32 protein-coding genes are annotated in these 25,060 nt (G+C 67.9%); 12 read left to right on the top strand and 20 right to left on the bottom strand.

What is annotated here, in order from left to right; genetic code table 11:
* Nucleotides 1-11 precede the first annotated feature (11 nt).
* The 4 genes from ACSQ3Y_RS14875 to ACSQ3Y_RS14860 are packed head-to-tail and all read left to right on the top strand — an operon-like array spanning nt 12 to nt 2,695.
* A complete protein-coding gene (locus tag ACSQ3Y_RS14875; protein WP_436177854.1) occupies nt 12-542 on the top strand; it encodes a peroxiredoxin-like family protein in 531 nt (176 codons plus the stop codon).
* 38 nt (nt 543-580) lie between these two features.
* Nucleotides 581-1,282 carry an HAD-IA family hydrolase gene (locus ACSQ3Y_RS14870; protein WP_436177853.1) on the top strand — a complete coding sequence of 234 codons (702 nt, stop codon included), beginning with the start codon at nt 581-583 and terminating at the stop codon, nt 1,280-1,282.
* An 11-nt stretch (nt 1,283-1,293) separates the two neighbouring features.
* Nucleotides 1,294-1,992 (top strand): glutathione S-transferase family protein, encoded by a 699-nt coding sequence (locus tag ACSQ3Y_RS14865; RefSeq protein WP_428001352.1) that lies wholly within the window; start codon nt 1,294-1,296, stop codon nt 1,990-1,992.
* A gap of 1 nt (nt 1,993) precedes the next feature.
* Entirely contained in the window at nt 1,994-2,695 is a 702-nt protein-coding gene (locus ACSQ3Y_RS14860) for a glutathione binding-like protein (protein WP_057202769.1), read from the top strand.
* Between the two features lie 209 nt (nt 2,696-2,904).
* On the opposite strand, the gene yjjJ is transcribed toward ACSQ3Y_RS14860, so the two are convergent.
* On the bottom strand, nt 2,905-4,314 hold the full coding sequence (yjjJ, locus tag ACSQ3Y_RS14855; RefSeq protein ID WP_436177852.1) for a type II toxin-antitoxin system HipA family toxin YjjJ: 1,410 nt from the start codon (nt 4,312-4,314) through the stop codon (nt 2,905-2,907).
* 285 nt (nt 4,315-4,599) lie between these two features.
* Between yjjJ and ACSQ3Y_RS14850 the strand changes: the two genes are divergently transcribed.
* Complete coding sequence (locus tag ACSQ3Y_RS14850; protein WP_436177851.1) at nt 4,600-6,243, top strand: methyl-accepting chemotaxis protein; 1,644 nt, start codon at nt 4,600-4,602, stop codon at nt 6,241-6,243.
* 1,013 nt (nt 6,244-7,256) lie between these two features.
* On the opposite strand, the gene ACSQ3Y_RS14845 is transcribed toward ACSQ3Y_RS14850, so the two are convergent.
* The gene (locus ACSQ3Y_RS14845) at nt 7,257-8,006 is read right to left on the bottom strand and encodes a terminase (protein ID WP_436177850.1); all 750 of its coding nucleotides are present in this window, start codon (nt 8,004-8,006) and stop codon (nt 7,257-7,259) included.
* A 134-nt stretch (nt 8,007-8,140) separates the two neighbouring features.
* Here ACSQ3Y_RS14845 and ACSQ3Y_RS14840 point away from each other — a divergent pair, with 134 nt between their 5' ends.
* Nucleotides 8,141-8,752, top strand: a complete 612-nt coding sequence (locus ACSQ3Y_RS14840; RefSeq protein ID WP_436177849.1) for a helix-turn-helix transcriptional regulator — start codon at nt 8,141-8,143, stop codon at nt 8,750-8,752.
* A gap of 9 nt (nt 8,753-8,761) precedes the next feature.
* Here ACSQ3Y_RS14840 and ACSQ3Y_RS14835 read toward each other — a convergent pair whose 3' ends face one another.
* From ACSQ3Y_RS14835 to ACSQ3Y_RS14810, 6 genes are all read right to left on the bottom strand, one after another.
* Nucleotides 8,762-9,331 carry a DUF1643 domain-containing protein gene (locus tag ACSQ3Y_RS14835; protein ID WP_436177848.1) on the bottom strand — a complete coding sequence of 190 codons (570 nt, stop codon included), beginning with the start codon at nt 9,329-9,331 and terminating at the stop codon, nt 8,762-8,764.
* Nucleotides 9,332-9,357: 26 nt separating this feature from the next.
* Nucleotides 9,358-9,996: a hypothetical protein gene (locus ACSQ3Y_RS14830; RefSeq protein ID WP_436177847.1), complete on the bottom strand. Its 639-nt coding sequence runs from the start codon at nt 9,994-9,996 to the stop codon at nt 9,358-9,360.
* 40 nt (nt 9,997-10,036) lie between these two features.
* On the bottom strand, nt 10,037-10,777 hold the full coding sequence (locus tag ACSQ3Y_RS14825) for a terminase large subunit domain-containing protein (protein ID WP_436177846.1): 741 nt from the start codon (nt 10,775-10,777) through the stop codon (nt 10,037-10,039).
* 170 nt (nt 10,778-10,947) lie between these two features.
* Nucleotides 10,948-11,499 carry a terminase small subunit gene (locus ACSQ3Y_RS14820; protein ID WP_436177845.1) on the bottom strand — a complete coding sequence of 184 codons (552 nt, stop codon included), beginning with the start codon at nt 11,497-11,499 and terminating at the stop codon, nt 10,948-10,950.
* Entirely contained in the window at nt 11,496-11,798 is a 303-nt protein-coding gene (locus tag ACSQ3Y_RS14815) for a hypothetical protein (protein WP_436177844.1), read from the bottom strand. The genes ACSQ3Y_RS14820 and ACSQ3Y_RS14815 overlap by 4 nt, the downstream gene beginning before the upstream one ends.
* 16 nt (nt 11,799-11,814) lie before the next feature.
* On the bottom strand, nt 11,815-12,210 hold the full coding sequence (locus ACSQ3Y_RS14810; RefSeq protein WP_436177843.1) for a hypothetical protein: 396 nt from the start codon (nt 12,208-12,210) through the stop codon (nt 11,815-11,817).
* Between the two features lie 256 nt (nt 12,211-12,466).
* On the opposite strand from ACSQ3Y_RS14810, the gene ACSQ3Y_RS14805 reads away from it, so the two are divergent.
* Complete coding sequence (locus ACSQ3Y_RS14805) at nt 12,467-13,348, top strand: hypothetical protein (protein ID WP_436177842.1); 882 nt, start codon at nt 12,467-12,469, stop codon at nt 13,346-13,348.
* Nucleotides 13,349-13,482: 134 nt separating this feature from the next.
* Here ACSQ3Y_RS14805 and ACSQ3Y_RS14800 read toward each other — a convergent pair whose 3' ends face one another.
* The 12 genes from ACSQ3Y_RS14800 to ACSQ3Y_RS14745 all read right to left on the bottom strand — a co-directional run bounded on the left by ACSQ3Y_RS14800 (nt 13,483) and on the right by ACSQ3Y_RS14745 (nt 20,126).
* Nucleotides 13,483-13,740 carry a hypothetical protein gene (locus tag ACSQ3Y_RS14800; protein ID WP_436177841.1) on the bottom strand — a complete coding sequence of 86 codons (258 nt, stop codon included), beginning with the start codon at nt 13,738-13,740 and terminating at the stop codon, nt 13,483-13,485.
* 204 nt (nt 13,741-13,944) lie between these two features.
* A complete protein-coding gene (locus tag ACSQ3Y_RS14795) occupies nt 13,945-14,262 on the bottom strand; it encodes a hypothetical protein (RefSeq protein WP_436177840.1) in 318 nt (105 codons plus the stop codon).
* Nucleotides 14,259-14,858, bottom strand: coding sequence for a lysozyme (locus ACSQ3Y_RS14790; RefSeq protein ID WP_436177839.1), 600 nt, complete (start codon nt 14,856-14,858; stop codon nt 14,259-14,261). Before ACSQ3Y_RS14790 ends, ACSQ3Y_RS14795 begins: the two co-directional genes overlap by 4 nt.
* Nucleotides 14,855-15,133, bottom strand: coding sequence for a holin (locus ACSQ3Y_RS14785; protein ID WP_179679662.1), 279 nt, complete (start codon nt 15,131-15,133; stop codon nt 14,855-14,857). The genes ACSQ3Y_RS14790 and ACSQ3Y_RS14785 overlap by 4 nt, the downstream gene beginning before the upstream one ends.
* Nucleotides 15,134-15,459: 326 nt before the next feature.
* Nucleotides 15,460-16,053 carry a hypothetical protein gene (locus ACSQ3Y_RS14780; protein ID WP_436177838.1) on the bottom strand — a complete coding sequence of 198 codons (594 nt, stop codon included), beginning with the start codon at nt 16,051-16,053 and terminating at the stop codon, nt 15,460-15,462.
* Entirely contained in the window at nt 16,053-16,481 is a 429-nt protein-coding gene (locus ACSQ3Y_RS14775; protein WP_436177837.1) for a hypothetical protein, read from the bottom strand. The genes ACSQ3Y_RS14780 and ACSQ3Y_RS14775 overlap by 1 nt, the downstream gene beginning before the upstream one ends.
* Nucleotides 16,478-16,921, bottom strand: coding sequence for a hypothetical protein (locus ACSQ3Y_RS14770; protein WP_436177836.1), 444 nt, complete (start codon nt 16,919-16,921; stop codon nt 16,478-16,480). Before ACSQ3Y_RS14770 ends, ACSQ3Y_RS14775 begins: the two co-directional genes overlap by 4 nt.
* Before the next feature lie 5 nt (nt 16,922-16,926).
* Entirely contained in the window at nt 16,927-17,778 is an 852-nt protein-coding gene (locus ACSQ3Y_RS14765; RefSeq protein WP_436177835.1) for a DUF6475 domain-containing protein, read from the bottom strand.
* Nucleotides 17,765-19,003 (bottom strand): DUF1376 domain-containing protein, encoded by a 1,239-nt coding sequence (locus ACSQ3Y_RS14760; protein WP_436177834.1) that lies wholly within the window; start codon nt 19,001-19,003, stop codon nt 17,765-17,767. Before ACSQ3Y_RS14760 ends, ACSQ3Y_RS14765 begins: the two co-directional genes overlap by 14 nt.
* Nucleotides 19,000-19,446 (bottom strand): hypothetical protein, encoded by a 447-nt coding sequence (locus ACSQ3Y_RS14755; RefSeq protein WP_436177833.1) that lies wholly within the window; start codon nt 19,444-19,446, stop codon nt 19,000-19,002. Before ACSQ3Y_RS14755 ends, ACSQ3Y_RS14760 begins: the two co-directional genes overlap by 4 nt.
* A complete protein-coding gene (locus ACSQ3Y_RS14750) occupies nt 19,446-19,706 on the bottom strand; it encodes a hypothetical protein (RefSeq protein ID WP_436177832.1) in 261 nt (86 codons plus the stop codon). Before ACSQ3Y_RS14750 ends, ACSQ3Y_RS14755 begins: the two co-directional genes overlap by 1 nt.
* 195 nt (nt 19,707-19,901) lie before the next feature.
* Nucleotides 19,902-20,126, bottom strand: a complete 225-nt coding sequence (locus ACSQ3Y_RS14745; RefSeq protein WP_057202743.1) for a hypothetical protein — start codon at nt 20,124-20,126, stop codon at nt 19,902-19,904.
* Nucleotides 20,127-20,215: 89 nt separating this feature from the next.
* Between ACSQ3Y_RS14745 and ACSQ3Y_RS14740 the strand changes: the two genes are divergently transcribed.
* The 5 genes from ACSQ3Y_RS14740 (at nt 20,216) to ACSQ3Y_RS14720 (ending at nt 24,909) form a co-directional block, all read left to right on the top strand.
* Nucleotides 20,216-20,866: a S24 family peptidase gene (locus tag ACSQ3Y_RS14740; protein WP_057202742.1), complete on the top strand. Its 651-nt coding sequence runs from the start codon at nt 20,216-20,218 to the stop codon at nt 20,864-20,866.
* Nucleotides 20,867-20,876: 10 nt separating this feature from the next.
* Nucleotides 20,877-21,398, top strand: coding sequence for a hypothetical protein (locus tag ACSQ3Y_RS14735; RefSeq protein WP_436177831.1), 522 nt, complete (start codon nt 20,877-20,879; stop codon nt 21,396-21,398).
* A gap of 882 nt (nt 21,399-22,280) precedes the next feature.
* A complete protein-coding gene (gene selD, locus ACSQ3Y_RS14730; protein WP_436177830.1) occupies nt 22,281-23,366 on the top strand; it encodes a selenide, water dikinase SelD in 1,086 nt (361 codons plus the stop codon).
* Complete coding sequence (gene mnmH / locus ACSQ3Y_RS14725; protein WP_436177829.1) at nt 23,363-24,442, top strand: tRNA 2-selenouridine(34) synthase MnmH; 1,080 nt, start codon at nt 23,363-23,365, stop codon at nt 24,440-24,442. Before selD ends, mnmH begins: the two co-directional genes overlap by 4 nt.
* Before the next feature lie 131 nt (nt 24,443-24,573).
* Nucleotides 24,574-24,909, top strand: coding sequence for a helix-turn-helix domain-containing protein (locus tag ACSQ3Y_RS14720; protein ID WP_436177828.1), 336 nt, complete (start codon nt 24,574-24,576; stop codon nt 24,907-24,909).
* Nucleotides 24,910-25,060: the final 151 nt, after the last annotated feature.

Genomic DNA, 25,060 nt, shown 5'->3' with positions numbered 1-25,060 from the left:
TCACTGTGCTGATGCCACGCCAACTCGTACCCGCCCTGTCCGTGCCCACGCTGGCCCACGGCGACTTCACACTCGCAGCAGACGCACCACAGAACTTCACCCTGGTCGTCTTCTACCGGGGTCTGCACTGCCCGATATGCCTGCGCTACCTGCTGGAGCTGAGCCGTCTGCTGCCAGAGTTTGAACAGCGCGGGGTGAAGGTGGTGGCGGTGTCCAGCGACACCGCCGAGCGCGCACAGGCCATGGCGGACAAGCTGCGCGCGCCCGGCCTGCGCGTAGGCCACAGCCTGCCGCTGGCGGTGGCCCGTGCCTGGGGGCTGTACATCAGCGCCTCGCGCGGCATGACGTCCATTGGCTTGCAGGAGCCGGCGCTGTTCTCCGAACCCGGCGTGTTCCTGGTGCGCCCGGACGGCACGCTGTACTACGGTGCCGTGCAGACCATGCCGTTTGCGCGGCCACACTTTGATGAGCTGCGCGATGCGCTGGACTTCGCGCTGGCGAAAAACTACCCGGCTCGGGGCGAGTACACCGCAGCCTCCTGACGCCCACCAACAAACAAGCAAACAAGCAAGGCCCTCCCATGCAATACGACGCAGTAGCCTTCGACACGGGCGGCACGGTGCTGGACTGGCACGGATCGCTGGTCGATGAACTGGCCCGGGTGCCTGCCTGGCAGGGGCTGGCCTTTGACCGCCACGCATTCGCCAATGCATGGCGGCGCAGCACCATGCAGGGCATTGTCGGCCAGGTGCAGCCGGCGTTCAACATGGACGACGTGCACCTGCGTGCACTGGACGAGGCCGTGCTGGCCTTCGGGCTCCCGGCACTGGATGCGCCAGGCCGCACGCACCTGTGGCGCGCCTGGCACCGCCTGCGCGCCTGGCCCGACTTTGCGCCGGCGCTGGCGTCGCTGCGTGCGCGCGTGCCGGTGGTCTCGTTCACGATGCTGCCGACGGCCCTGGTCATCGACGTGTCGCGTCGCAACGGCTTCACCTGGGACGCCATCGTCTCGTGCGAGATGATCGGCGTCTACAAGCCGCACCGCGAAGCCTACGCCACGGCAGCGCGCTGGCTGAACCTGGCCCCCGAGCGCATCCTGATGGTGGCCTGCCACAACTTCGACCTCAACGCGGCGCATGCGGCAGGCCTGCGCACTGCCTTCGTCGCCCGCCCCGACGAGTGGGGGCCGGCGGGCCCGCCCGACCCCCACCCCAACATGGCCTACGACCACATCGTCGATGGCTTCGCTGCCCTGTGCGAGCAGGTTCTTTCCACCCCCTGAGACACATCCCCATGATCAAGCTTTACTACCACCCATCACCGAACCCCGCCAAGGTCGCCCTGTTCCTGGAGGAGGCCGCCCTGCCCTACGAGATGGTGCCGGTGGACACCCGCCGTGGCGAGCAGCACACGCCGGCGTTTCTTGCCATCAATCCCAATGGCAAGACACCCGCACTGGTCGATGGCGACGCGGTCGTCTTCGACAGCAACGCCATTTTGCTGTACCTGGCGGAGAAGACCGGCCTCTTCCTGCCCGAGAACACGCCAGCGGCGCGCGCTGCGATGCACTCGTGGCTGATGTTCGTGGCCACCGGCATCGGGCCCTATTCGGGGCAGTCGGTGCACTTCAGGCACGTGGCACCCGAGCCCAAGACCTATGCGCTCAACCGCTACGACTTCGAGGCATGGCGGCACTGGACGCTCATCAACGAGCGCCTGGCCACCCGCACCTGGATGCTGGGCGAGGAGTACACGCTGGTCGACATGGCCGTCTGGGGCTGGGCCCGCGCCGTGCCCTATGTGCTGGGCACCGACCCGTGGGACAAGCTGCCCCATGTCAAGCGCCTGCTCGACACCGTGAACGCCCGGCCCGCTGCCCAGCGCGCCGAAGCGCTGAAGACCCGGCACGCCTTCAAGACCGAGGTCGACGATGAAACGCGGCGCGCCATGTTTCCGCAGAACGCCCGCCTGTCCGCAGCACCGGGTGCCTGACATGCTGGACCTGCACTACTGGACGACGCCTAACGGCCACAAGGTCACGATGTTTCTGGAGGAGGCCGCACTGCCCTACCGCATCGTGCCGGTCCACATCGGCCGCGGCGAGCAGTTCGCGCCCGAGTTCCTGCGCATCGCACCGAACAACCGCATCCCGGCCATCGTCGACCATGCACCGGCCGACGGCGGGGCACCACTGTCGCTGTTCGAATCGGGCGCCATCCTGCAGTACCTGGCAGACAAGACGCAACGCTTCATCCCGCAGGACCTGCGCGGGCGCAACCTGGTGCTGCAATGGCTGTATTGGCAGATGGGGGGCCTGGGGCCCATGGCCGGGCAGAACCACCATTTCGTGCAATATGCGCCCGAGCCGTTGCCCTATGCCATCGAGCGCTACGTGAAGGAGACCTCGCGCCTGTACGGCGTGCTGAACAAGCACCTGGGTGACGGGCGCACCTTCATCGCAGGCGACGGTTATTCCATTGCCGACATGGCGTGCTACCCGTGGATCGTGCCCCACGAACGCCAGCGCCAGGTGCTGTCGGATTTTCCGCACCTGCAAACATGGTTCGAGCGCGTACGCGAGCGGCCGGCCACAGTGCGCGCCTACCAGAAGGCCAACGAGGTCAACACGGCCCCGGTGGTCGACGCGGCATCGCGCGGCCTGCTGTTCGGACAGGACGCGGGCGTGGTGCGATAGACCAACGCAAAGCCCATTCAACGCTCGCGGCGGACGGCAACAACGCCCGGCATGCCATCGGCGGCATCACACCCTGCCGACCGATGCAGCCCGGGTAGTACAACAGCGCCTCGGTGGGAGCGGCAGCAAGGCGCACGCTTGCTATCGAGCAGGACACGGGCCGCAATGAGCGGGTTCTTCCGCGCCACCCGAGATACACCCACACCCACCTATGCGCCCAGCCGGCCGATCCGCTCCCCGGCCTGCGCCACATGCGCCGACAGCGCATCAATGCATGCAGCAAAGCCCTCGCTGAAACCGCCCTTTGCGCCGCCCTTGCGACCCAGGCCCGCGAGTCGGCCCACGAAATCCTGCGCCAGCGCCAGGGCCTGCCGCCAGGTGTGCGGCGCCACCTGCGGGCCGATGACCAGCGCCAGCGGGCGCACCGGCACCTCGCCCGCCGCCGTGGGCGCAAAGGCCATGGGCGTCATGTCATAGGCCGGCGCCAGTTGGTACGGCCGGCCCTGTTCGGCCATGAACGACAAATTGCCGCTGTGCATGTCGGTGTTGCCGATCAGGGTGCCAAAGGCCCACAGCAGGCCGGCGGCGTCCACCGCCTCGGGCTGCACCACCCCCTCGCGCGCCAGGGCCGCCACCATCTCGGGCCAGCGCCCGCTGTGGCCCACGAACTCCAAGTCCAAAGCGGTGAGGGAGTGCAGCGCGCGCCGTCCCAGCGCGCCCACCCGGTCAAAACGCTCCACCTCCAGAAACCGCTGCCCGCCATGGTCGATGACCTGCGTGCGCGCCGCTGCGATGCCATGGTCCCGCAGCACCTGCAGCGCCACATGCTCCGCCAGCAAGAGGTCGCGCCAGCGCTCGCTCACCGGGCTTTGCACCGCAGCGCTGAACTTGACGATCACGTGGGCAGGCTCAGCCATCGCCGCAGCGCTCCCCCGGCCGCTGCCCCCGCACTGTGCGTAGGCCGTGAACTTGGGCTGCTCGCCCCCCGCCGACGATCCCGCCTGTTCACCGCGCGCTGCGGCCAGCGCCAGCGCCGCATAGGCCCGCGCCTTGCCGGCCAGCGCAATCGGCACCGGCACGCCCGCGTTCACGAACGCCTGCTGCGCCGCATCGCCCACCAGCAGGTTGCCGGGCAGATCCCCCCCCTCACGCAGCAGCGCGCGCATCACGTGCGAGTCGTTCCAGTCGGCCAACCGCTCTGGCAGCCCCAGCGCGGGCCCATGCCACTGGTTGTAGGCCCGCCCCAGGTACCCCTGCGGCCGCATGTCGAAAAGCCACCACGGCAGGCCATCCGTGTGCCCTTGCACGGCACCATCGGCCTGCGCCATCACGAAGCCTTCGGGATACACCGGCACCAGGGTGCCCAGCCCCTGCAACCGGCCTTCGGCAGTCACCCCGTAGATCGGCGCCACCAGGTCCGCCCGCGAGGCATCGCGCAGCGCATACTGAATAGATCGTGAAGCCCCCAGACGCAGCACATCCGGCCCCAGCGCCTGCAGCGCCCGGGACACTGTGGGTTGGCTTGTTCCCAGGTTATCCGCCAATTCCCGCGCGGTTTTCAGCCCGCTGCGCAGCAGGTCACGAATCTGGTCGGCGTGGCGGCGGGTGGAGGTCGGCATGCAGGTATCTTAGTCCGGGTGAATAGATTTATGAATAGATAAATGAATAGAAACCGAGAGATTTCCAGGGCAAGAGGGTTGCCCCCTTGGCGGCATGGCGCCATGCCTGCGCACGCATTGCACAATGTGCCCCTGCCCCGCCCTGGCAAGGGCGAACTCCACAGAACGAACGCCAAGGTCAAACCCACCAGATTGAGCCCCGTCAAGCAAACGTTGACCTTCATCAAGGCGCACTTGCGGTGGCATCCGGACAATCGTCTGCATTGTCCAGCGGAGCCCAACACCATGCGCCTGAACCTGCCAACCACCGGACAGGAATATGCTGTCCCCAAGGGCCAGACCCTTGTCTCCACCACCGACACGCAGGGGCGCATCACGCATTGCAACGCGGCCTTCGTGGCCGTGAGCGGGTACACGCGCGATGAGCTCGTGGGCCAGCCGCACAACATGATCCGCCACCCCGACATGCCCGAGGAGGCGTTTCGCGACATGTGGGCCACCATCGCCTCGGGCCGGCCCTGGTCGGCCCCGGTGAAGAACCGGCGCAAGGACGGCGACCACTACTGGGTGATGGCCAACGCCACGCCGCTGCTGCAGGACGGCCGACCCGTGGGCTACATGTCGGTGCGCACCGAGGCCACGCGCGCGCAGATCGCTGCGGCCGAGCAGCTGTACGCCACCATGCGCGCAGAAAAGCAGGCCGGGCGGCGCGTGCACGGGCTGCGCTCGGGCCGCGTGGTGCGGCACACGCTGGTGGGGCGCGTGGCGCACGGGCTGGCAACGCTGGGCCTCGCGGCCCGGCTGGGGCTGGTGCTGCTGGCGCTGCTGGCGGCCTCGCTGGCCACCGGCATGCTGCTGCCCGGTGCCGCCGGCTGGGCGCTGCAGCTGGCGCTGTTCGGGGCGGCCTGGTGGTACCTGGCGCGGCTGCTGGTGGGGCCCATCGCGGCTCTGACCCTGGCGGCCAACCGGGTCGCGGCCGGCGACCTGACGGCCACCGTGCGCAGGGGCCGCAACGATGAACTGGGTGATCTGGAGCAGGCGCTGGGCCAGCTGTCGTTCAACCTGTGCGCCATCGTGCGCGATGCCCGCGATGAAAGCGAATCCATGCGCCTGGGCGCGCAGGAGATCGCACAGGGCAACCTGGACCTGTCGGCGCGCACCGAGTCGCAGGCCGCCAGCCTGGAGCAGACGGCGGCGTCCATGGAGCAGATCACCGGCACCGTGCGCCAAAGCGCCGACGCCGCCCGCCAGGCCACGGCCCTGGCAGGCCAGGCCAACGCGGCCGCCACGCGCAGCCGCGAGGCGGTGGACAGTGTGGGCCAGACCATGCGCGACATCCAGGGCGACTCCGACCGCATTGGCGAGATCACGCAGGTGATCAACGCCATCGCCTTCCAGACCAACATATTGGCGCTCAATGCCGCCGTGGAGGCCGCCCGCGCCGGCGAGCAGGGCCGGGGCTTCGCAGTGGTGGCCAGCGAGGTACGCAGCCTGGCCGGCCGCAGCGCCGAGGCCGCCCGGGAGATCAAGCAGTTGATCGACCAGTCGGCCCACCGCGTGGAGCAAGGCCAACAGCGCACCCAGGCGGCCCAGGCCACCATGGTCGAGGTGGTCGAAGGCGTGCAGCGCGTGAGCGCTGTGGTCGGCGAGATCAGCCACGCCAGCCAGGAGCAACTGGCCGGCATCTCCGAGGTCAACACCGCCGTGGGTCAGCTCGACACCATCACCCAGGAAAACGCGGCGCTGGTGGAGCAGGTGGCGGCTGCGGCGCAGGGGTTGACGCGCACTGCGGGTGCGGTGGCGGATTCGGTGCAGGTGTTTCGGCTGGAGGCGAGGGTGGTGCCGTCGGCAACGCGGGCTGCGGTGCCGGGTCAGCGCAGCGCCAGACCGGTGGTGCAGCCGCGTGGCAGGGCATTGCGGGCGGCGTGATGTCGCTCGGCAGTGGCACAGGGGGTGATGTTCATTTTTTCGTGATGTTCATGTGGCGTGAACAGTGATGCGCGGCGAACAGGCGGCAACCCGGGGATCGCGCCAACCTGTCTGGTTGCTCGCTGCAGTGTGCGTGTGGTTGCTGCGTGCTTTTGCTGAGGGCGGAGGCCGGGGTGTGCGCCCGGCGGCGCAGTAACTTTCTCTTGGCCGCCAAGAGAAAGTCACCAAAGAGAAGGCGGCCCCCAGTCTGCGTCCCCCGTACGCCCTGTCGGGCGAACGGGGGCAGCCTGCGATGCTCGGGCCTGGGGTGGTGCCGATGAACTCGCTGCGTTCTTCGAACTCCGCTCAGACAGCATCGGCAAGCTAGAGCACGAAGTGCGTGTGTCCTTCGGCACACGCACCCACCCCAGCCCCTGCGCTTCTCGGCGCAGCCAGCAGGGGTGGGGAGCGGGTACCGCACGGCTGCTGCTTCGCAGCTGCGCCGGGTGTCGGTTACGCGCTGCGCGCTGCCGACGTGTTCGGTGAGCGCTCTGGCGAGCCGAGCGCAGCGAAGGACCACAGGCCGAGCGAAGCAATGGCCCGAGTGGAGCCCGCTCCCACCCCCTTCTGACCGTGCCGAGAAGCGCAGGGCCTGGGGTGAGCGCGTGCCGAAGGACACGCGCATCGTCATCTGGCTCGCCGAAGCTGTTTGACCGGAGCTGCCTCGCAGAGGCAGCGCAGGGAGTTCTTCGGCGTCACCCCAGGACCGAGCATCGCAGGTTGCCCCACTCGCCCAACGGGCGAGTGGGGACACGGGCAGCGGGGTCGCCTTTTCTTGGCCTACCTTCTTTTGGCGAGGCAAAAGAAGGTAGGTGCGCCGCCGGGCGCACATCCCGGCCTCCGCCCTTGAAACAGACACGCCATCGCCAGAGCATCAGTCCGCTGAAATTCCATCAGCTGCAGCCTGCGCAAAAGACCCCCCACCCACCACAGCAGCACGGGCCCAGTCCGAGCAGGCGGCGTACGCTCAACCATCAATACCCCCCTCTCCTCCCCCCATACCCACCGGCACTCCCGGCCAACGTCGAACCCCGTGGCTCCACCACCGCAAACCGCAGCATCATCACCCCATACCTGGTCGCGCTCTGCAGATCATCACGCAGCTTCACCACCAGCCCATCCTTGCGGTGGTACAGCCGCCACTCCTCCAGCCAATCCCCGCAGGTGCTGAACACCTTGAATCGCCCCGTCTGCATGCGCGTGAGCAGGTCGCTGATGCCCGCCTCCAGCCCGTTGCTGCCGTCTTCGAACGTGGCGCGCTCGGGCAGCAGGTTCACGCCCAGGGTGCGGTACTGGCCGGCCAGTTGTTCGCCGCTGCCCTTGTCGTGCTGCAGGCCATCGTGCGGCCAGGCCACGGGCATCCAGCGGCCGCGCGCGGCGATCAGCGGGGCCTGCATGGCCACGCTGGTCTCGCGCACGCGAAAGGTGTCATACACGTAGACCGTATCGGTGTCGCGGTCCCACGCCAGCCAGGCGGCTGCGGCCGGGTGGTCCCAGCCGAAATCCAGGCCCACGATGCGCGGCCAGTGCGCGGGCAGCGCGAACGGCGGCACGACGATGGACTCCTCGGCCACCGGGAACACCTTGCCGCTGCCCAGCACGGGCACGCCGTTCATGCGCGCCTCGCGCTCGTGCAGGGGGAAGCTCTCGGCCAGCTCCTGCTTGGTCTTCTCGTCAAGGTGGGGCACGTCGTTCCAGCCGGCCTGGATGATGGCTTTGCTCATAGGGTGCTTCCAAAAAATGCGAAGTAGGTAGACACACGGTAGGTAGCCTTGGGTTCGCCACGCCTGTCGCGCTCCCCTGCGAACAGACTTATTCATAGATTTGCACAAAACTGCAATTTCATTAATATCTATGAATGCCGCGACAAAACGCACCTCACTCGGAGCACCCGTCAGCAGTGCTGCGCGAGATCGAGCGGCTTGGCCTGAACATCGCCATCGCGCGCAAGCGCCGGGGCGAAACGCAGGGCCAGTGGGCCAGCAAGCTGGGCGTGTCGCAGCCCACCATGGCCCGCATCGAGCGGGGCGACCCGTCCGTGGCCATGGCCTCGTATGTGATGTGCATGTGGCTCATCAACCAGGCACATGGACTGGCCGACTTGGTGGCCCCGCTGCAAGACCATGCGGCGCTCGAGCGCGAGGTGCGCAGGTTGCGCCAAAAGAGCAAGCCGCCATCGGTACCGAAGCACACACCCGTTGAGTCAACCGCACCAAGACCAGTTGCTGGTAGCCAGAGAGGTAATACCCCTGCCAAGCCTGCGGCTAGGCGCAATCAGAAAAGCCCGCCTGCGCCAGCCGAACAATCCACAGGAGGCAAAGTGGGAGCCAAGAAGGCACGATCCATTGCCGCCACGGAATCGACCGAGGCCATCCACAAACACATCCGCGCTTCTGCCGCCAAGGGCAACGCTACGGCCCAGGGCCTGGCAGCCCTGCTGCTGGGCAAGCGACCTAGCGCAAGGCGTTAGCGCCTCGCGCTACCAAGCGACGCTGTAGTTTTGAGGAAGCAGGCCCCTGGGCAGGTAGAGCGGGTGGGCCGGCGTGCCATCCTGGGTCAATCGAAGGAACTGGAGGGAAGCCATTTCGCCGAGCATCCGGATCACCGCTTGGGCTCTTGGACGCAACGGCTTTGGCGGCAAACCATAAGCAAGCACAACCATCCGGGCCTCGCCCGCCATCTCCAGCAGTGCCGCGTCATTTCCGGGGCCTACCGGGTCGTCAACGCCAGCCAGCAGCTTGCTGTCGGTAACGCGGTAGGCGTGCATGTTTCCCACCAATTGCCCGCCGTAGCCCCAGGCCCTTGCGAGCCTGCCCGTCTTGATCAGCGTCGGATCGGCATGCTCCACGCCCGCCACAGAGGGATTCATCAAGAGGAACATGACGGTGGGACGTTTTTCGTCCCAGACTTCCGTCAGCGCATAGCGGTACCGTCCGCAGTCCGAAAATTGCGCGCAAACCCGCGAATCTACGGGCCAAGCGGGCTTCCTCCGGCCACCGGGATCATGGGCGCTTGCGCCAGGTGGGTTGGGCTGGTCGGGCATGAACATGCAATCGAGCGCTGTGGCTCTGCGCTTCAGGCGCCCGCCCTGTACCCATCCCTGAGCCACCCCTCGAAAATATCCGATAGCTTGGGCACCGCTTCCTCCTTGGCCTTGCCCCGGCTGATGAAGAGCGCCAGCTCCTTGCGCCCCTGCTCTTCGCGCCCCGCGAAGGCATGGCACATGGCCGCGGCCATGTGCAGTGGCAGCTGCATATGGCGCTGCTTCGACCCTTCGGCCATCTCGATCACCTGCGCAAAGACGTGGGCAGGTGTGGGGGCCGCCTGCCAGAACGCCTGTGCCTGGGCGATTGCCGCGTGCACCTTCTCGGGCATGCCCGTCAGCAGCCCATCCACGCCCCAGATACAGGACAGGTTGTGCGCCGCACCCTGGCCATCCACAAAGGCATCGAGCAAGGCCGATTTTTCCGTGCGGTGCCATTTGGGCTTGCCACCCGCCAAGTGGGGCACGGCGTCGAAAGAATAGCCCCACCGCGGCGACAAACCGCTGCCCAGCTGCCAATACTCAAAGATGCGCCGAATGGGCGCGGCACTGCTGTTCACCCACAGCATCGGACGCACATTGACAAAGCCTTGTGGCCCCAACGCCGCGTCCACCACTGGCGCAATGTGGGCATGGCATTCGGCGATGGTGAGCAATTGAAATTCACGCATGGGCGTGATCGTACTATTTCAGCAAACCCCAGAGCAGCCGTCACGCCACACCTGCTGCGCCGCCCACTTCCCCCACCACCACCCCCTTCGTCAAAAAATCCAGCACCACCTCCGTCGCCCCCTCCAGCGGCGTGAAGGTGATCGCAATCAAGCCCTGCGTGGTCGCAGTCCGCGTCAAACACTCGTTGTACACCGCCACCGGTGGCTCCTCGTCCAGCCATACCCAGTGCCGGGCCGTGCCCTCGAAGGCCTTGCGGCCCTGGTCGTAGGACTTGAAGCCGATGACCGATTCGCCGCCGCTCTGGTGGCGCACGCACAGGTAGTCGAGTGCGCCGTTGGCGCCGGCGCGGGGGCGGGCCTTGGCGATGTCGTCGGCGGGGACCATGCCGGTGCCGGGCTGGCCCGGCGGGCCGTAGAGTTCGAGCTGCACGATGTCGCGCGTGGTCTCCAGCGACTTGCCAGCGGCCCAGGCCTGGATGGGGCCATCGAAGCGCCGGCCCTCCCACCAGGCGGGGTAGCGGCCGGTGAGATGCAGGGCGGTTTCGTAAGCACCGCCGATGGTCTTGCCCACGCGGTTGCCGGCCATGAAGCAGCGCTCGCGGTGCGTGGCGCCGGCCTTGAAGAAGGCCAGGTGCCGCGCATACAGCGCGCGGCGCAGGGGGCCCTCGTCCTGAAAGAAGCGGCGCATGCGCCAGCCGGCGAGCTTGTCGCGCAGCAGGGCTTCGAGGGCCTCGATCTCTTCGATGGAGGCGTGGGCCAGCACATCGGGCAGGCCTGTCATGTCAGTTATCCATGGCGCTGCGTGCCACCCGCATCGCATGCAACTGGCGCGACCAAGGCCAGTGCCCCCGTGCAAGGGCCGTCCCGCCGCACTGGGGGCGTCCCCCTCCCGACTCGCGCAGCGAGGAGAGAGAGGGGGAAGGCGCGAAGCGACTCAGGGGGTGTTTCATTTCATGCACCACCGTGCGACTTCCCCTTGATCGACTTCACCAGCTCCAGCGCCGCAAGCATGCCCTCGGCCCGGTCGGCGGGCATCTGGGCCAGGGCCTTGCGCAAGGGGTCGGGCGCGTCGTCGGCCTTCTTGGCGAACATGCCCAGGTGCGTTCCCAGCAGGTCCAGGGCCTTGAGCTTTTCGGGCGACTTGAACTTCTTGCCCAGCTCCAGCTGGCCGCCAGGGCCGATCTCCACCACCTCGATGGAGGCGATGGCCGCAGCGGTGGCGCCGTCGAGGTCCTGCACGCGCTTCAAGCTGCCATCGCCTTTGAAGAGCTTGCGGATGTCGAAGAAGGCGATGCCCGCGAGTTCGCGCACCACCATCTCCTGGGTGACGCTGTCATGCTGCGCGCTGTGCTGCGGCCCGCCCTCCCCTTCATCCTGCAGGCCCGGGGGCCGCAGCGCAGACCGCCTGGCCGCTGGCAGGGGCATGGCGAGCACGCGCGGCGCCGGGGCTGCGGCCTTGCCGGCACACGCGGGGTCGGTTGGCGCACGGGTATCGCCGCTCATGCAGCCGCCCCGCGCACCACGCGCTCCATCGCGGCAATCACGCGCAGGCGGTCTGCGTCGTGCAGGCATTCGCCGCGCAGCCAGTCGGCCGGGAAGAGCACGTTCACCGCGCCCAGCGCGGCATAGGGCACGTGCTCGCGCGCGGCCTTGATGAGGGCCGTGGCGCTGCCCAGTGGGTGCAAATCGCCACGCAGGTAGACCAGGCCCGATGCGGACACACCGGCGTGCAGGGGCGCGCTGCCCGGGGCCTGCAGCTCGATGAGGTGCAGGTCTTCTTCGCTGTGCTCACTGTCGTCCATGGGGTCTCCTTGCAATTCATCCGCCGGTCATGGCCAGTGCTCGGCGCGCATCCATCTCCGACACGCGCACATCGCCCCCCACGCGCCGCAGCAGGATGCTGTAGCGCTGCACCTGGCGCCGCCCGCGCGCGCTCGATGCGGGGCCGGGGGCGGACTGCACGGCGCCGGCCTCGCGCAGCTTGGCCAGGCAGCTGCTGATCTCGGGGTGGGAGGTCTTGGGCAGGTCCAGCGCGGCGCCGATCTCGCCCAGCGTGAGCGGCTGGCCGGCCTGGCTGTGCAGTAGCTTTTCCACGCGCGACTTGAGGCCGCCGGCACGGATGCTGGTGATGGTGCGCGTGGGCATGGTCAGGGCCATGGCACCTGCGGCGCTGTGCAGGTGGGTACAAAGGTGTAACTGCGTGTGTGCTTGCATGGGCAGAACTCAAGGGTTGAAGGGGCTTGCCGCGCTTGCCACGGTGGCGGCACGGCAACTTGGCTGTGGCCCCGCAGGCCGCGCCGGTACTGGGTTGTGGAGTGATGGCATGCCACGGCGCAGGCAGAAGAAAGCGCCCCGCAGCCGGGGCCCCATCAGGGCTTTGCCTGCTTGGCGCAAATACGACAGCGCAGCGGCGCGCAGGGCTTCGCCCGTTACGATCAGCCGCCAAAAATCACATAACAAGGGATCGTTCATGAAGGCACCAACCCAGCTCAAAGCCATCTGCGCCGCCATCGCGGCCGCCACCCTGTCGATGTCCGCCTCGGCGGCGATCGACATCGACCTCACCCAGTCCGGCTACCAGACCGATGCGGTCGACACGTTCACCGTCAAGCGCCTGAAGGTGCCCGGCGCGGGCGAGTGGGATGTCACCTTCAAGTGGGACCCGCAGTCCCTGCACTTCGTACCCCAGGCCGTGGCCGCCAGCACCGCAGCCCAGTTGCAGATCTCGGGCCCGACCACGGTGAACGAGGCCGGCACCATCACTCTGTCTGCCGCCGTGCGCAATGCCGATGGCAGCACCACCCCCACCGTGGCCGTGTGGAGCGTGGTGCCCGCCTCGGCAGGCACCATCACGCCGCAGGGCGTGTTCCTGGCCGCCAGCCAGACCGCCGATGTGAACGCCGTGTTCACCGCCAGCGTGCTGCTGCAGGGCAAGACCATCACCAGCACCTACACGGTGAAGGTGACCAACGTATCGGCCGCATCGCGCACCTGCGCCGGCGCGCTGTCGAACAACGCCAACGGCATGCTGCTGGCCGACTTCGGCGTGAACCCCGAGACGCAGAAGGTCACCATGCTGCTCACAGCCGCATCGGGCAACCCGGGCTTTCTGAGCGGCAGCTTCTTCTTCGTGCAGGGCGCCACCTCGGTGGCCGTGTCGCAGTACACCTACGACGCTGGCACCGCCCTCTTCATGCCCCAGGGCGGCTGGTCCGGCGTCGGCACCATCGCCTCGCCCACGCAGAAGCAGGCCGTGTTCTCGGCCTTCCCGTCCAGCATCAACCTGGCGCAGCCGTTCCAGATCCGGTATGCCGCGATCGCAGGAGCACCAGGCACCATCGCCTGCAACTGAGTCGAGAACGGCGCATTGCGCAGCGGCATCTGAAACCGGCGCGGCCAGGCCAGGGCCGCCGTGCAAGGGCCGCCCCGCCGCACTGGCGGCGTCCCCCTTTCACGGGGAAGGCGCGAAGCGACTCAGGGGGATCGTCATTCCTGGCCAGGCGTCGCGGAGGGCTCTTGCATCAGCGGCATGGCCATCAGCCTGTCGCGCCAGCTCTTGATGCGCTCGGCTGCAGTCAGCGAATAGCTCACCGATTGCAGTGGCGTACTCAGCGACGGCGGCGGGGGCAGCGCCATGGGCAATGCGGCGGGCGGCGTCGGCGGCTTGCTCGCGCAGGCCGTCAGACAGAGCGCGAGCGCGGGCAGCATCGCGCTGCAAAGCGGCTTCACGGGTGCGTGCAACATTGAGGGCTCCTTGGTACTTGATGGCGGTAGCGCGCTCTGCCGCCCATGCGGCTTGGCTGGCGCGTGCACGCTCGGTGGCATGGGCGGCCTGCAGGCTGGTGATCTGGCCACCCAGGCGCCAGTCCTGCACCTGCCAGGCGGCGGTGGCGGCCAAGGCCGCGCCGAGCACGGCCGCAGCGGTGTGGGTGATGAGCAGCGGCGCCACTACCGCCCCCCTTCCACATAGGCCACAGGCACATTGCCGAAGAAGCGCCAGAACGACAGCACGGGCACGCCGTCGCGGCGAATCACGATGCCCAGGTCGGCCATGTCCGCCAGCGACAACTCGCCGCGCAGCAGCGGCACAGGCGCGTTCGCAATGGTCTGGCAGCGGTTGAAGCACTGCTGCGCAGGCACCCAGCCGGCCACGCTGCTGTAGCCCAGCACGGTGGCGCCCGAGGTCGCGGTGTAGGTCACCGGCTGCGGCGTGGCCGGCATGGTGACCAGCACCATGCCGAGAACAATGTCCACTGCCGCCGTCATGGCCTGTGCCCCTGCAGCAGACCTTGCAGGCAGGCCGTCGTCTCCGCCGCACGCCGGTTGGCCAGGCCCTGCACAAAGCGCATCTCGGGCCTGCCGTCGGCCAGCATGCGGCCGGTGCGCACATAGCTCCACACCGGCTTGCCGCCGTCCGACACACCCAGCCGCCAGCAGCCCAGCGCCCAGTCGCCCGCATTCCACGCCACCATGGCCTGGCTTGCGCAGGTGTTCCCCACGCCGTTGTTCCAGGCATGGCTGGTGGCCATGTCGAACACGCTTTGCGGAGGCAGCCGCGTGAAGCACTGGGCCAGGCGCAGCTGCAGCACCTCGATGGCGGCGCCCTCTTCCTGCGCGCAGCGCGCCGGCGTCCAGCGCTGGCCCACGACCACCGGCGTGCGGGTCACATGCCGCGTGATGCCCTTGCACACCGTCGGCAGGCCGCCCGCGAGCGCATCGGCATACACCAGCCCGGGGTCGCGCTGATCGGGCTCCCATTGGCCGAGAAAGGTGAGTACGCCGGCACTGGCCAGGGCGAGGGAGCCGACCAGGTGGGGGAAATAGCGCAGGCGGTCGACACCGGCAGATGTGCTGCTGCTCATTCTTCGGCCCCTTGCTCGCCCAGGTCGCTCTCTTCGCCCAGCCCCTGGCGCAGGCGCGCCATGCGCAGCGCATGCTCGCGTGCCTGGCGGCGGTTGGCCTCGCGCTTGTAGTACCAGGTGACGGCCAGGCCCGCGATGGCCACGGCGGCGCCGACCAGGCCTAGGAATTCGTTGGAGGTGAGCCAGCCAAAGCTGGTGAGCCCGGCGCCGGTGGCAATGGCTTTGCTGCCGGTGGCGCCCAGGGCCTCGATGGTGTCGTTGGGGGTGGTGTGCATGGCGGGGTGCTCCTTGCGGGTGCAGGCGCTCGGACAGCGCAGGCGGGCGCAAAAAAAGCCGCTGCTGCGGCTGGGGCTGGGACTGTGGGGGGCGGTGCGGTGGGCCAGGCGACGAAATCGCCCATAAAAAAATCCCGCAGGGCACACCATGCGGGACTGGCTGGTGCGGATTTTCAATCCGCACGAAATCTCTGGACGAGCGTTGCCCCTTACTGTCTACCGCAGTCGCTACAGGCGAGGGCCAGGCTGTGGCTGCGGGCAATCAACGAAGGGACGGTGCGCGAGAAATTCGCCATTTCTCTTTTTTGCAATCGTCGGCTGCAATTCTAAACCCGGTCGGTGCTGGCATGCAAGCGTTTTTTCATCGACTGGTTTCTGCGGCTCACACAATCGTCCAGCATGTTGAGCATGCGGCGGCCGTCCTGGCCCATGGGCTCGCGTGCCTTGCGGCTGCCGCCGCAGGCCTTGCACACACGGCCCAGCATGGGCGTGCCAGGCACCAGCGCGTTGCCGCGGCCCATGCAGGTGCGGCAGGTCGGGTCGAGCCAATAGCACACGCTGGTGCGCGCCAGCGTGCGTGCATCGGCCAGGCCCTTGGCAGCGGCCCAGCGCTCCACGGCCTCGAGCACCTGCGCCAGCGAACGCAGGCGCGAGAGCAGTTGCACGGCATCGGCTTCGGGGTGGCTGCGGCGCTGGTGCGCGCTGCTGTCCTGCGTGAAGCGTGGCGCTGCCACGCTGTCCCACTCGCCGCGCAGGCGCATCAGCGCGCCGCCCAGCATGCCGGGCGACCAGCCGGCGGCAATCAGCACGTCGGCATCGCCACGGCGATCCGGGTCCACCTTGAGGTTGGAGGACGAGGCGCCCGCACGGGTGTAGGCCTCTTCCACAGTGCGGTGGTGGTTGTTGGTGGGGTCGGTCATCAGCATGCTCGTCCTGGATGGTTGTCGGTGTCGGTATCGATGTCGCGGCCCATGGCAGCAACGCTGCGCGGCTCGCGTGGCAACACCCCGCAGCGCGCGGCGTTGTCCTGCAGGGCCCCGAGGCGCCGGTACTCCGCCAGCACCACGGCATGGCCTGCGGCGGCGCCGGCCGCGCCGAACACGGCGGCCAGCTCGCCCTGGTAGGCATCGGTGTGGGCGCCCTCCTTCACCGAGCGCCAGAACTGTGGGCCCTGCGCCAGCGCCCGCACCTTGCAACCGTGGCAGTGGGCGCGGAACAGGGGGCTGTGCGCGCGGGTCTGCGCGGCCTGGCATGCGGGGCATGGCTGCCCTGCCCCATCGCTTTGCAGCAGCGCGCAGACCGCAGCGCGCGTGCCCAGGCGCGTGGCAGCCAACGGCGCGGCGCTCATGCCCAGCCCTCCTCGACCATGGCGATCAGCCGATGCAGGGTGGCGCGGTCCATGGCCGGCAGGATGAGCTGCAGGACCGCATCGAAGGCCGCCGCGTAGAAGCGCTCGAAGGTCTGCTGGTCCATGGCCTCGTAGCGGATCGACTGGACGATGGGCACCGCCTTGCCGGTGCGCGGGTCGATGGCATCGTCGCAGTAGCCAGCCGCCAGTTTGACGGCCACCAGCGCCTTCTCGCGCGTGTCGTAGATCTCGCTGTTCTCAGCCACCACCTGCAGCAGCGCGAACAGGCGCCGGTGCTGCGGGCCGTTGCGTGGGCGGCTCCATTCCATGCGCAAACAGGTGCCGGGTTTCATGACTTCGATCTTGCGCGTGAAACGGGCCCAGGCGTCCTGGTCGTCCGGCGTGGTGCCGCGCAGGCCTTCGGCGGATTTGATGAGCATGGCTTTCATGGGTGGTACGTCCTTTCTGCGGTGGTGTTCAGGGGTTGGTTGGCGGCGCCCTGGTGGTAGGCGGGCCTGCGCACCACGGGCGCGGCACGCAATGCGCCGGGCCGTGGTTGCGCCGGGGCTCTGCCGGTAGGTGCTGCTGCGCGCTGCATGGGCTGCGGCGCTGCCGAAGTCATGTGCGTTGCGGCACGCGGCGCTGCCGAAGTCATGCGCGTTGCAGCACGCGGCGCTGCCGCAAGGGCCTGCAGCGTGTGAAAGCGCACCGCCGTCTTGCCCACCGCGCTGCCGCCTTCATAGACCAGGCGCGCGCGCTCCGCATTGCCAATGAATGCGATGCGCGGCGGGGGCAGGCCGACCTTGGCGTACTCGCTGTCGGGGCTGCGGTCGCCGCCCAGGCAGCGCGGGTAGTCGAAGCTGCCGCGCCCGGTGTAGGCGCGGTGGCTTTCGCAAAAGCGGTGCTGCAGGTAGCTCAGCTCCTTGAGGTCGGTGCGGCACACCTTGGGCCAGCCGCCCAGGTCCAGCACGGTGGCGTGGATGGCAGGGTCGTCGAACACCACGTCGGTATAGGCGCCCACGCTGCCCATGGCCTCCAGCGTCTTGCCCCAGGCCAGCGCGGCGCGGTCGGCCGCCGTGCCGGCAAGGATGCGTACCACATCGGCCACGCGCGGCGCAAAACGGCCGTGCTCGGCATCCGTCGCGTGGCGCTGCATGGCCTGGCGGATCTGCGACAGCTCGAACGACTGGCACGCGCCCCACCACAGGTCCAGCACAAAGCGGCTGGCGTCCTGCCGGTAGTAGGCGAGCACGTCGGTGACCAGTTGCGCAAACGGGGCGCGTTCAGAGGGCTGCATGGGCTTGCTCCTTTCTATCGGTGGGTGGGTGCTGGGGTGTTGACGGGTGATCGGCGAACGCCTCGGGCACCTCGGCCGCCCAGGCATCGGCCACGCTGCGGTTGCGCTGCTCCAGCGCCTCCTGCCGGTTGGCCGGCGCAACCAGGCCCGGCGTGTGGATGCCTGCGGTGGGGCCACCGCCGCGCTGCCCTGCGGCACGCATGCAGATGGCCTTGAGGTACTGGGCCGGGTCGGCCGGGCGGGCCACGCAGGTGGCGCGCACTGCGTCGACCACGATGTCGTTGCCATAGTCCTTGCACAGTCGGCCCACAAAGCTGCCGCACTGCGCCTTGGGCATGCCGGCCTGCTGCAGCAGCGACTTGCCCACGGACCACAGCTCGTCGCGCGTCATCTCGGCCGGCGTTGTGCCCCGCCCCTGTGCAGGCGCACTGGCAGGCACATCGGCAGGCACATCGGCGAGCAGGCTGGCGGGCTCCAGCACGGCGGCGCAGCCCGTTACGCCAGTAACGGTGTCTTGAGAAGGTTCTGTTCTCTCTCCATCTCCATCTCCATCTCGTTCTCGGCTCCGTTCCGTTCTGTTCCCTTTAAGGCCGGTTTCCGGCGGAACACCGGCGGACGGGTGGCCACTTTCCGCCGGAAAATCCCCGCCCGGTGCCGGAAAGCCATCACTCTGCGGCAGGCATTCCCCGCCCCCAGGCGCCATGCCATTCGGGCGGGCGCCGGATTTCCACTGCGCCTGCGTGGGCACGTGAAGCGGCGGCTTGCCCTCCTTGGCGCGCTTGGCGTTCTCCTTGCGCACGCGGTCGCAGAATTTTTCGTAGGCGTACTTCTCCTTGGCGGCAAAGGCCGCAATGGCCTTCTCTGCCACCACCGGGTGGTACAGGCGCCCATCGGCGCACTTCACAAAGCCGTGCAGCGCGGCGGCGCGCACCTTCTTCCATTCCTTGAGCACGCGGCCATAGCCGGCCAGGTTGGCCAGCTCCACATCGTCGTCGGGCAGCGAAGCCGCCGGCACCTGGTGCCAGGCCGCGCACCACAGCAAAATGCCCGCGCGAAACGCCTCGCCCTCGGCAGCGGCCGCGAACTTCGAGTCGCGCAAACGCCGCACATCGAGCTCCATGTACTGGAAATCGCTCAGGTCGCAGGCGGGCAAGGTCAGCGGTGCAGGCAGGCCTGTGCTGCCCTGGGCATTGCTGCTGCCATTGCTACTGCTTCTGTTGCTCACGCGCCCTCCTGCCCCGGGCCCGCGGCATAGGCCTCGTTGAACTGCGCCCACAACGCGGTGCCCGGCTCGTGGTGGTTGGCTTCGGCCAGAGGAATGTGCTGCGCGGCCGCCGATTGCGCGGCTGCACGCAGTACGTCGGAAGTCAGGCGCTGAAAGAACCTGTTCAAGATCTTTTTGAAGCCGCGCAAGTCCCTTTTCGGGATGGGATGCAAGGCGCGGGGTGCAGCCAATAGCCTGGCTATTGGCAAGCGCCGCAACGCCGCAGACCGCCCGAAAAGGCACTTGCCCTTCGGGTTGGAGTGAAATCGGGCGATTGCACGCCCCGGCTGCTTGCATGGGCATGAGCCCATGCGGCGCACCCGAAGCATCCACTCATCCCGATTGCACTCCAACGCGGCTGCAAAAAGATCTTGAACAGGTTCTAAGGTGTTGCCCAGCACCATCACTGCCTCCAGTCGCGCGCAATGCGGCGGCTCTGGTCCAGGCTGGCCTGGGACTGGGCCCGGCTTTCGATGCAGATGGAGCCCTGCACCCGCGGGGCCAGGCCCACGGTGCGCAAGCCTCGGCGGTTGAACAGCAGCACCGAGCCAGCAGGCACCTCGGGCCGGCGTGCAAAGGCGTTGCGCGCAGCATCGGTACCCCGTGGGCGTACCGACTCGAAGGCATTGGAGCCCGCGTGGATGGGGGATGGTGGTGATCGCATGGCTCGTCAAACTCCTCACAAGGCGTGCGGGCGCCCACGCTCCCGAGGGAGCGCACTGGCCCATTGAAGAAAAGCGCCCGGCGCCAAAAGCAGCGCCGGGCAAAGTCCATGGCGCCTGCTGCGTCAGCGCCATGGAAGGAGAAATCAAGGGATCGAAATGGCGCTGGCCATCCGCCCCGTCAATCAATCCATCAATCAATCCACCCCTGGATCGGGGTCCGCCGGGGCTGCGGGGCCCCGGGATCGCGGCAACATGCCCGCAAAGTCCACCGCCCCTTGCGTCAGCGCATGCAACTCGTGCATGCGGCTTCGGGGCACCGCCCGGCGCCAATGCGTGATGGCGCTCGGCGTCAAGCCAAAGTGCTCTGCCACCGCCTTGTTGCGGCCAGGTTCGGCATCCAGCCAGTCCGTGAATCTCATGGCCTGCAGTTTAGTTTTAACTAAACAAATAGTCAAGTACAAGCTAAAACAACTTGCCAAAAATTTAGCTACAGCTAAACTGCGCAACCATGAGCAACGACAGCACCCGCCGCGCGGAATTCACCGCCTACTTCGAGAAGCACTTCGGCACCGACCGCCAGCGCTTCATGGACCAGTTCGGCGTGAGCAAGGGGCGCATGACGCAGTACCTGGACGAGGAAGAGGCCTTCGGCGAGCGCGCCGCCCTCAACCTCGAAAAGCGCGCCCACCTGCCCATGGGCACCATGTTCCCCTCGCTGCTGCGCACCGGCAGCGAGGCCGCGCGCATCCTCGCCCCCGAGGGCGTGCCCGTGGTGGGCACCGCGCAGCTGGGCGACGACGGCTACTTCTGCGAGCTGCAGTACCCCGTGGGCCACGGCGACGGCCGCATCAACTGGCCCACGCGCGACCCCAATGCGTATGCCCTGCGCTGCAAGGGCGAGAGCATGAAGCCGCGCATCCGCCACGGCGAGTTCGTCGTCATCGAGCCCAACCACGGCTTCAATCCCGGCGACGAAGTCCTCGTGCGCGAGCGCAGCGGCAAGGTCATGGTCAAGCAGCTGGCCTATGTGCGCGATGGGATGGTGCACCTCGATTCGGTGAACGAGGCGCATCCGCGGATCAGCATTCCGGAGGATGAGGTGGAGGTGATTCAGTATGTGGCGGGGATAGCGAAGTCGGCGTTGTGGAGCAATGACTGAGCGCCCATTGATGACCTCCACATACACCTGCATTGGCTTCGACATCCGTGTCTGGCCCTGCGACGGCATCCCCAGCGTGGGTCTGTCGGGCTGGAGCCAGCACGATGCCATGCATGCAACCATCACCAGGGAGTTTGGGCTGCAGGAGAACCTGTACCAGCTCCTGGACATCAAGGATCAAGAAACGCTGGACGCGGTCACCCAGGCCATCCGGCTCAACGGCGCGTGCAACCTGATCGCCCTACAGATCCCGGAACCCGTGGCGACGTGGCAGAGCGAGCGCTTCGGACACCCGCTGGGCAATCCCGCGCTGTCGCTCGAGGAATTTCAAAGCATGGGCATCGACGTAGCGGACATCAATGGTTTCTTCTCCATACTGTCCTTCGACCCCATCTCGAAGTTTAGGAAATCGACCGACCTGATCGATGAACGCAATCTCGATGAAGTCCTTCACGTCGTCCAACTGGCTGGGTTTGTCGACCGAGGCCATGCGCCTTACTGTGCGGTGAAAATTTCTGCGTTGAAGGTCTGACCACGACAACGTCTCGGTCTCGATGGTTGATGCTTGCTTTTGCCGAGGGCGGAGGCCGGGGTGTGCGCCCGGCGGCGCACCTACCTTCTTTTGCGTCGCCAAAAGAAGGTAGGCCAAGAAAAGGCGACCCCGCTGCCCGTGTCCCCACTCGCCCGTTGGGCGAGTGGGGCAGCCTGCGATGCTCGGTCCTGGGGTGACGCCGAAGAACTCCCTGCGCTGCCTCTGCGAGGCAGCTCCGGTCAAACAGCTTCGGCGAGCCAGATGACGATGCGCGTGTCCTTCGGCACGCGCTCACCCCAGGCCCTGCGCTTCTCGGCACGGTCAGAAGGGGGTGGGAGCGGGCTCCACTCGGGCCATCGCCTCGCTCGGCCTGTGGTCCTTCGCTGCGCTCGGCTCGCCAGGGCGACTGCGTCCAGGACGTCGGCAGCGCGCAGCGCGTACCCGACCCCAGGCGCAGCTGCTAAAGCAGCAGCCGTGTGGTAACCGCTCCCCACCCCTGCTGGCTGCGCCGAGAAGCGCAGGGCCTGGGGTGGGTGCGTGTGCCGAAGGACACACGCACTTCGTGATCTGGCTTGCCGCAGCTGTTTGAGCGGAGTTCGAAGAACGCAGCGAGTTCTGCGGCACCACCCCAGGACCGAGCATCGCAGGTTGCCCCCGTTCGCCCGACAGGGCGAATGGGGGACGCAGACTGGGGGTCGCCTTCTCTTTGGTGACTTTCTCTTGGCGACGCAAGAGAAAGTTACTGCGCCGCCGGGCGCACACCCCGGCCTCCGCCTTTAAAACAGGCATGCTGCAACCATGGACAACAAGTCGATGCCGCAGCCACCAACACAGCACAATGGTGACCCGAGCAGCACCAGCCGCCAAACGCATTTCTTCTCCATGACCACGCCAAGCCCCACCCCCATCCGCCTCACCCAGTTCTCCCACGGCGGCGGCTGCGGCTGCAAGATCGCCCCCGGCGTCCTGTCAGAAATTCTGAGAAACAGCAGCGGCGCAGGCCTCGCCGCCCTGCTCCCCAAAGAACTGCTGGTAGGCATCGAAACCGCCGACGACGCCGCCGTCTACCAGCTCAACGACGAGCAGGCCCTCATCGCCACCACCGACTTCTTCATGCCCATCGTCGACGACCCGTTCGACTTCGGGCGCATCGCGGCCACCAATGCCATCAGCGATGTGTATGCCATGGGCGGGCGCCCCATCATGGCGCTGGCCATCGTGGCCATGCCGGTCAACCAGCTGCCGGTGGAGGTCATCGGCCGCGTGCTTGCAGGCGGCCAGGCCGTGTGCCGCGCGGCGGGCATACCTATTGCCGGCGGGCACACCATCGACTCGGTCGAGCCCATCTACGGCCTGGTCGTGATGGGCCTGGTGCACCCCTCGCGCGTGCGCCGCAACCGCGATGCGCGCGCTGGCGACGTGCTGGTGCTGGGCAAGCCGCTGGGCGTGGGCGTGCTCTCCGCCGCGCTGAAGAAAGGCCTGCTCGACGACACCGGCTACGCCCGCCTGGTGGAGACCACCACGCGCCTGAACACCCCCGGCATCGCGCTGGCCGAGCTTGACGGCGTGCACGCCCTCACCGACGTCACCGGCTTCGGCATCGCCGGCCACACGCTGGAGATGGCGCGCGGCGCCGGCCTGCGCGCCGTGATCGACTGGCACCGCCTGCCGCTGCTCGATGGCGTGGCCGCCTGGGCTGCGCAGGGCATCGTCACCGGCGCATCGCGCCGCAACTGGGAGGGCTATGGCGCCGAGGTCACGCTGGCCGACGGCCTGCCTGCCACCGCCCAGGCGTTGCTCACCGACCCGCAGACCAGCGGCGGCCTGCTGGTCAGCTGCGCGCCGCAGGCGGTCGATGCCGTGCTGCGCACCTTCCGCGATCAGGGCTTTGCCGATGCCGCCGTGGTGGGGCGCATGCAGGAGGGCGACGCAACAGGCAGCCCCGCCGGCCTCACAGTGGCGCCATGAAAGAGCCCACGCGCGTGCACGACCGGCACGCCTTCGACACCCTGATCGACGCGCGCAGCCCGGCCGAATACGCCATCGACCACATCCCCGGCGCCATCAACCTGCCCGTGCTCGACAACGAAGAGCGGCGCATCGTCGGCACCCTGTACAAGCAGGTCGGCGCCTTCGAGGCGCGGCGCGTGGGCGGCGCCATGGTGGCCGCCAACCTGGCGCGCCACCTGCAGGGCCCCCTGGCCGACCGCCCCCCGGGCTGGAAGCCCCTGGTCTACTGCTGGCGCGGCGGGCTGCGCAGCGGCTCCATGACCACCTGGCTGCGCATGGTGGGCTGGGACGCCCAGCAACTGGCCGGCGGCTACAAGGCCTGGCGCCGCCACGTCATCGACACCATCGAGCAGCGCGCCCCCGCCCTGCCCCTGGTGGTGCTGTGCGGCGCCACCGGCACCGCCAAGACCCGGCTGCTGCACGCCCTGGCCGCCCAGGGCCAGCAGGTGCTGGACCTGGAGGCCCTGGCCCGGCACAAGGGCTCGCTGCTCGGCGCCCTGCCCGACGTGGCCCAGCCCTCGCAAACCGCCTTCGAGACCGCCATCGCCAGCGTGCTGGAACGCGTGGACACCACACGCCCCCTGTACATCGAAGGCGAAGGCCGCCGCATCGGCCGCCTCACGCTGCCCACGCCGCTGGCCGAGCGCATGCGCGCCAGCCCCTGCATCGAGCTGCGCGCCAGCACCGCCGCGCGCGTGGAATACCTGCTGCGCGACTACGCCTACCTGGGCGACCGCCCCCAGTGGCTGGCCGACCAACTGGCCCCGTTGAAACCCCTGCACGGCAACGAGACCATCGCCGCCTGGCAGGCCATGGCCCTCGCGCGCCAGCTGCCCCAGCTGTTCGAGGCCCTGGCCACCCGGCACTACGACCCCTCGTACGCGCGCTCGCACCGCTCGTACTTCCGTGCGTGGGAGCAGCGGCAGGTGGTGGATGCGGCGGATCTGTCGCCGCCCGGTATCGAGGCGCTGGCGCACACAGTGGTTGCGGGATGGGGGAGCAGTGCCCATGGGCAAGCGGCCGTATCGCCTTGAGCCCTCTTCCGGCCTGCGCCAGGAAGAGGAAATAGCCCGCGTGGATTGAATATACCTTTTCAGGTATGAATCACCATGGGCATGGTCCGTACCCGGCCAAGACCGCCCAAGCGTATGACAGAGTTGCGCAAATGAAAACCAGGCTTGTGGATGGCGTCGAAGTGCATCGAGGTTCCGGCAACGTGTTTGCCGACCTTGGCTTGGCAGATGCCGAAAAACTCAGAATCAAAACCGGCCTGGTCATCGAAATCAGAAAGGCCATGCGCAGCCAGGGCCTGACGCAGCAAGAAGCGGCAAAGCGAATGCGCATCACGCAGCCCAAGGTCTCCGACATGGTGCGCGGTGAGTTCTCCAACCTGTCGGAGCGCAAGCTGATGGGCTGCCTCACCCGCCTGGGCTACGACATTGAAATCAAGGTGCGGCCGGCCAAGGCGGAGATCGGGCGCCTGGTGCTCGCTCCGGCTTGATTTCACCTTTCGTTTCGGGGTCCAGGCTGCAGCCTATGTCCCTGCGAGGCCCCCCCGCATTGACACATGCGTCGCAGTTCGTCCCTGATCGCATGCGGCACTACTGGCACTCGCGGCAGCGCCGGTGAACCGGCCGATCACGCAGGCGCTG

Source organism: Acidovorax sp. LjRoot66 (genome assembly GCF_964253305.1).
Classification (GTDB): domain Bacteria; phylum Pseudomonadota; class Gammaproteobacteria; order Burkholderiales; family Burkholderiaceae_C; genus Acidovorax.
This window is presented reverse-complemented; position numbering and strand designations above follow the sequence as displayed.

Bases quoted from the DNA above. Each gene is read 5' to 3' on its own strand.
- ACSQ3Y_RS14780 (WP_436177838.1), bottom strand. From the start codon at position 16,053: ATGACCGACCCCACCAACAACCACCACCGCACTGTGGAAGAGGCCTAC.
- ACSQ3Y_RS14835 (WP_436177848.1), bottom strand. From the start codon at position 9,331: ATGTTCATGCCCGACCAGCCCAACCCACCTGGCGCAAGCGCCCATGAT.
- ACSQ3Y_RS14795 (WP_436177840.1), bottom strand. From the start codon at position 14,262: ATGACGGCGGCAGTGGACATTGTTCTCGGCATGGTGCTGGTCACCATG.
- ACSQ3Y_RS14825 (WP_436177846.1), bottom strand. From the start codon at position 10,777: ATGACAGGCCTGCCCGATGTGCTGGCCCACGCCTCCATCGAAGAGATC.
- ACSQ3Y_RS14755 (WP_436177833.1), bottom strand. From the start codon at position 19,446: ATGGTGCTGGGCAACACCTTAGAACCTGTTCAAGATCTTTTTGCAGCC.
- ACSQ3Y_RS14745 (WP_057202743.1), bottom strand. From the start codon at position 20,126: ATGAGATTCACGGACTGGCTGGATGCCGAACCTGGCCGCAACAAGGCG.
- ACSQ3Y_RS14765 (WP_436177835.1), bottom strand. From the start codon at position 17,778: ATGCAGCCCTCTGAACGCGCCCCGTTTGCGCAACTGGTCACCGACGTG.
- ACSQ3Y_RS14860 (WP_057202769.1), top strand. From the start codon at position 1,994: ATGCTGGACCTGCACTACTGGACGACGCCTAACGGCCACAAGGTCACG.
- ACSQ3Y_RS14750 (WP_436177832.1), bottom strand. From the start codon at position 19,706: ATGCGATCACCACCATCCCCCATCCACGCGGGCTCCAATGCCTTCGAG.
- ACSQ3Y_RS14800 (WP_436177841.1), bottom strand. From the start codon at position 13,740: ATGTTGCACGCACCCGTGAAGCCGCTTTGCAGCGCGATGCTGCCCGCG.
- ACSQ3Y_RS14810 (WP_436177843.1), bottom strand. From the start codon at position 12,210: ATGCAAGCACACACGCAGTTACACCTTTGTACCCACCTGCACAGCGCC.
- mnmH (WP_436177829.1), top strand. From the start codon at position 23,363: ATGAAAGAGCCCACGCGCGTGCACGACCGGCACGCCTTCGACACCCTG.
- ACSQ3Y_RS14720 (WP_436177828.1), top strand. From the start codon at position 24,574: ATGAAAACCAGGCTTGTGGATGGCGTCGAAGTGCATCGAGGTTCCGGC.
- ACSQ3Y_RS14870 (WP_436177853.1), top strand. From the start codon at position 581: ATGCAATACGACGCAGTAGCCTTCGACACGGGCGGCACGGTGCTGGAC.
- ACSQ3Y_RS14830 (WP_436177847.1), bottom strand. From the start codon at position 9,996: ATGCGTGAATTTCAATTGCTCACCATCGCCGAATGCCATGCCCACATT.
- ACSQ3Y_RS14865 (WP_428001352.1), top strand. From the start codon at position 1,294: ATGATCAAGCTTTACTACCACCCATCACCGAACCCCGCCAAGGTCGCC.
- ACSQ3Y_RS14850 (WP_436177851.1), top strand. From the start codon at position 4,600: ATGCGCCTGAACCTGCCAACCACCGGACAGGAATATGCTGTCCCCAAG.
- ACSQ3Y_RS14815 (WP_436177844.1), bottom strand. From the start codon at position 11,798: ATGGACGACAGTGAGCACAGCGAAGAAGACCTGCACCTCATCGAGCTG.
- ACSQ3Y_RS14840 (WP_436177849.1), top strand. From the start codon at position 8,141: ATGCCGCGACAAAACGCACCTCACTCGGAGCACCCGTCAGCAGTGCTG.
- ACSQ3Y_RS14735 (WP_436177831.1), top strand. From the start codon at position 20,877: ATGACCTCCACATACACCTGCATTGGCTTCGACATCCGTGTCTGGCCC.
- ACSQ3Y_RS14775 (WP_436177837.1), bottom strand. From the start codon at position 16,481: ATGAGCGCCGCGCCGTTGGCTGCCACGCGCCTGGGCACGCGCGCTGCG.
- ACSQ3Y_RS14820 (WP_436177845.1), bottom strand. From the start codon at position 11,499: ATGAGCGGCGATACCCGTGCGCCAACCGACCCCGCGTGTGCCGGCAAG.
- ACSQ3Y_RS14875 (WP_436177854.1), top strand. From the start codon at position 12: ATGCCACGCCAACTCGTACCCGCCCTGTCCGTGCCCACGCTGGCCCAC.
- yjjJ (WP_436177852.1), bottom strand. From the start codon at position 4,314: ATGCCGACCTCCACCCGCCGCCACGCCGACCAGATTCGTGACCTGCTG.
- selD (WP_436177830.1), top strand. From the start codon at position 22,281: ATGACCACGCCAAGCCCCACCCCCATCCGCCTCACCCAGTTCTCCCAC.
- ACSQ3Y_RS14845 (WP_436177850.1), bottom strand. From the start codon at position 8,006: ATGAGCAAAGCCATCATCCAGGCCGGCTGGAACGACGTGCCCCACCTT.
- ACSQ3Y_RS14770 (WP_436177836.1), bottom strand. From the start codon at position 16,921: ATGCTCATCAAATCCGCCGAAGGCCTGCGCGGCACCACGCCGGACGAC.
- ACSQ3Y_RS14785 (WP_179679662.1), bottom strand. From the start codon at position 15,133: ATGCACACCACCCCCAACGACACCATCGAGGCCCTGGGCGCCACCGGC.
- ACSQ3Y_RS14805 (WP_436177842.1), top strand. From the start codon at position 12,467: ATGAAGGCACCAACCCAGCTCAAAGCCATCTGCGCCGCCATCGCGGCC.
- ACSQ3Y_RS14740 (WP_057202742.1), top strand. From the start codon at position 20,216: ATGAGCAACGACAGCACCCGCCGCGCGGAATTCACCGCCTACTTCGAG.
- ACSQ3Y_RS14790 (WP_436177839.1), bottom strand. From the start codon at position 14,858: ATGAGCAGCAGCACATCTGCCGGTGTCGACCGCCTGCGCTATTTCCCC.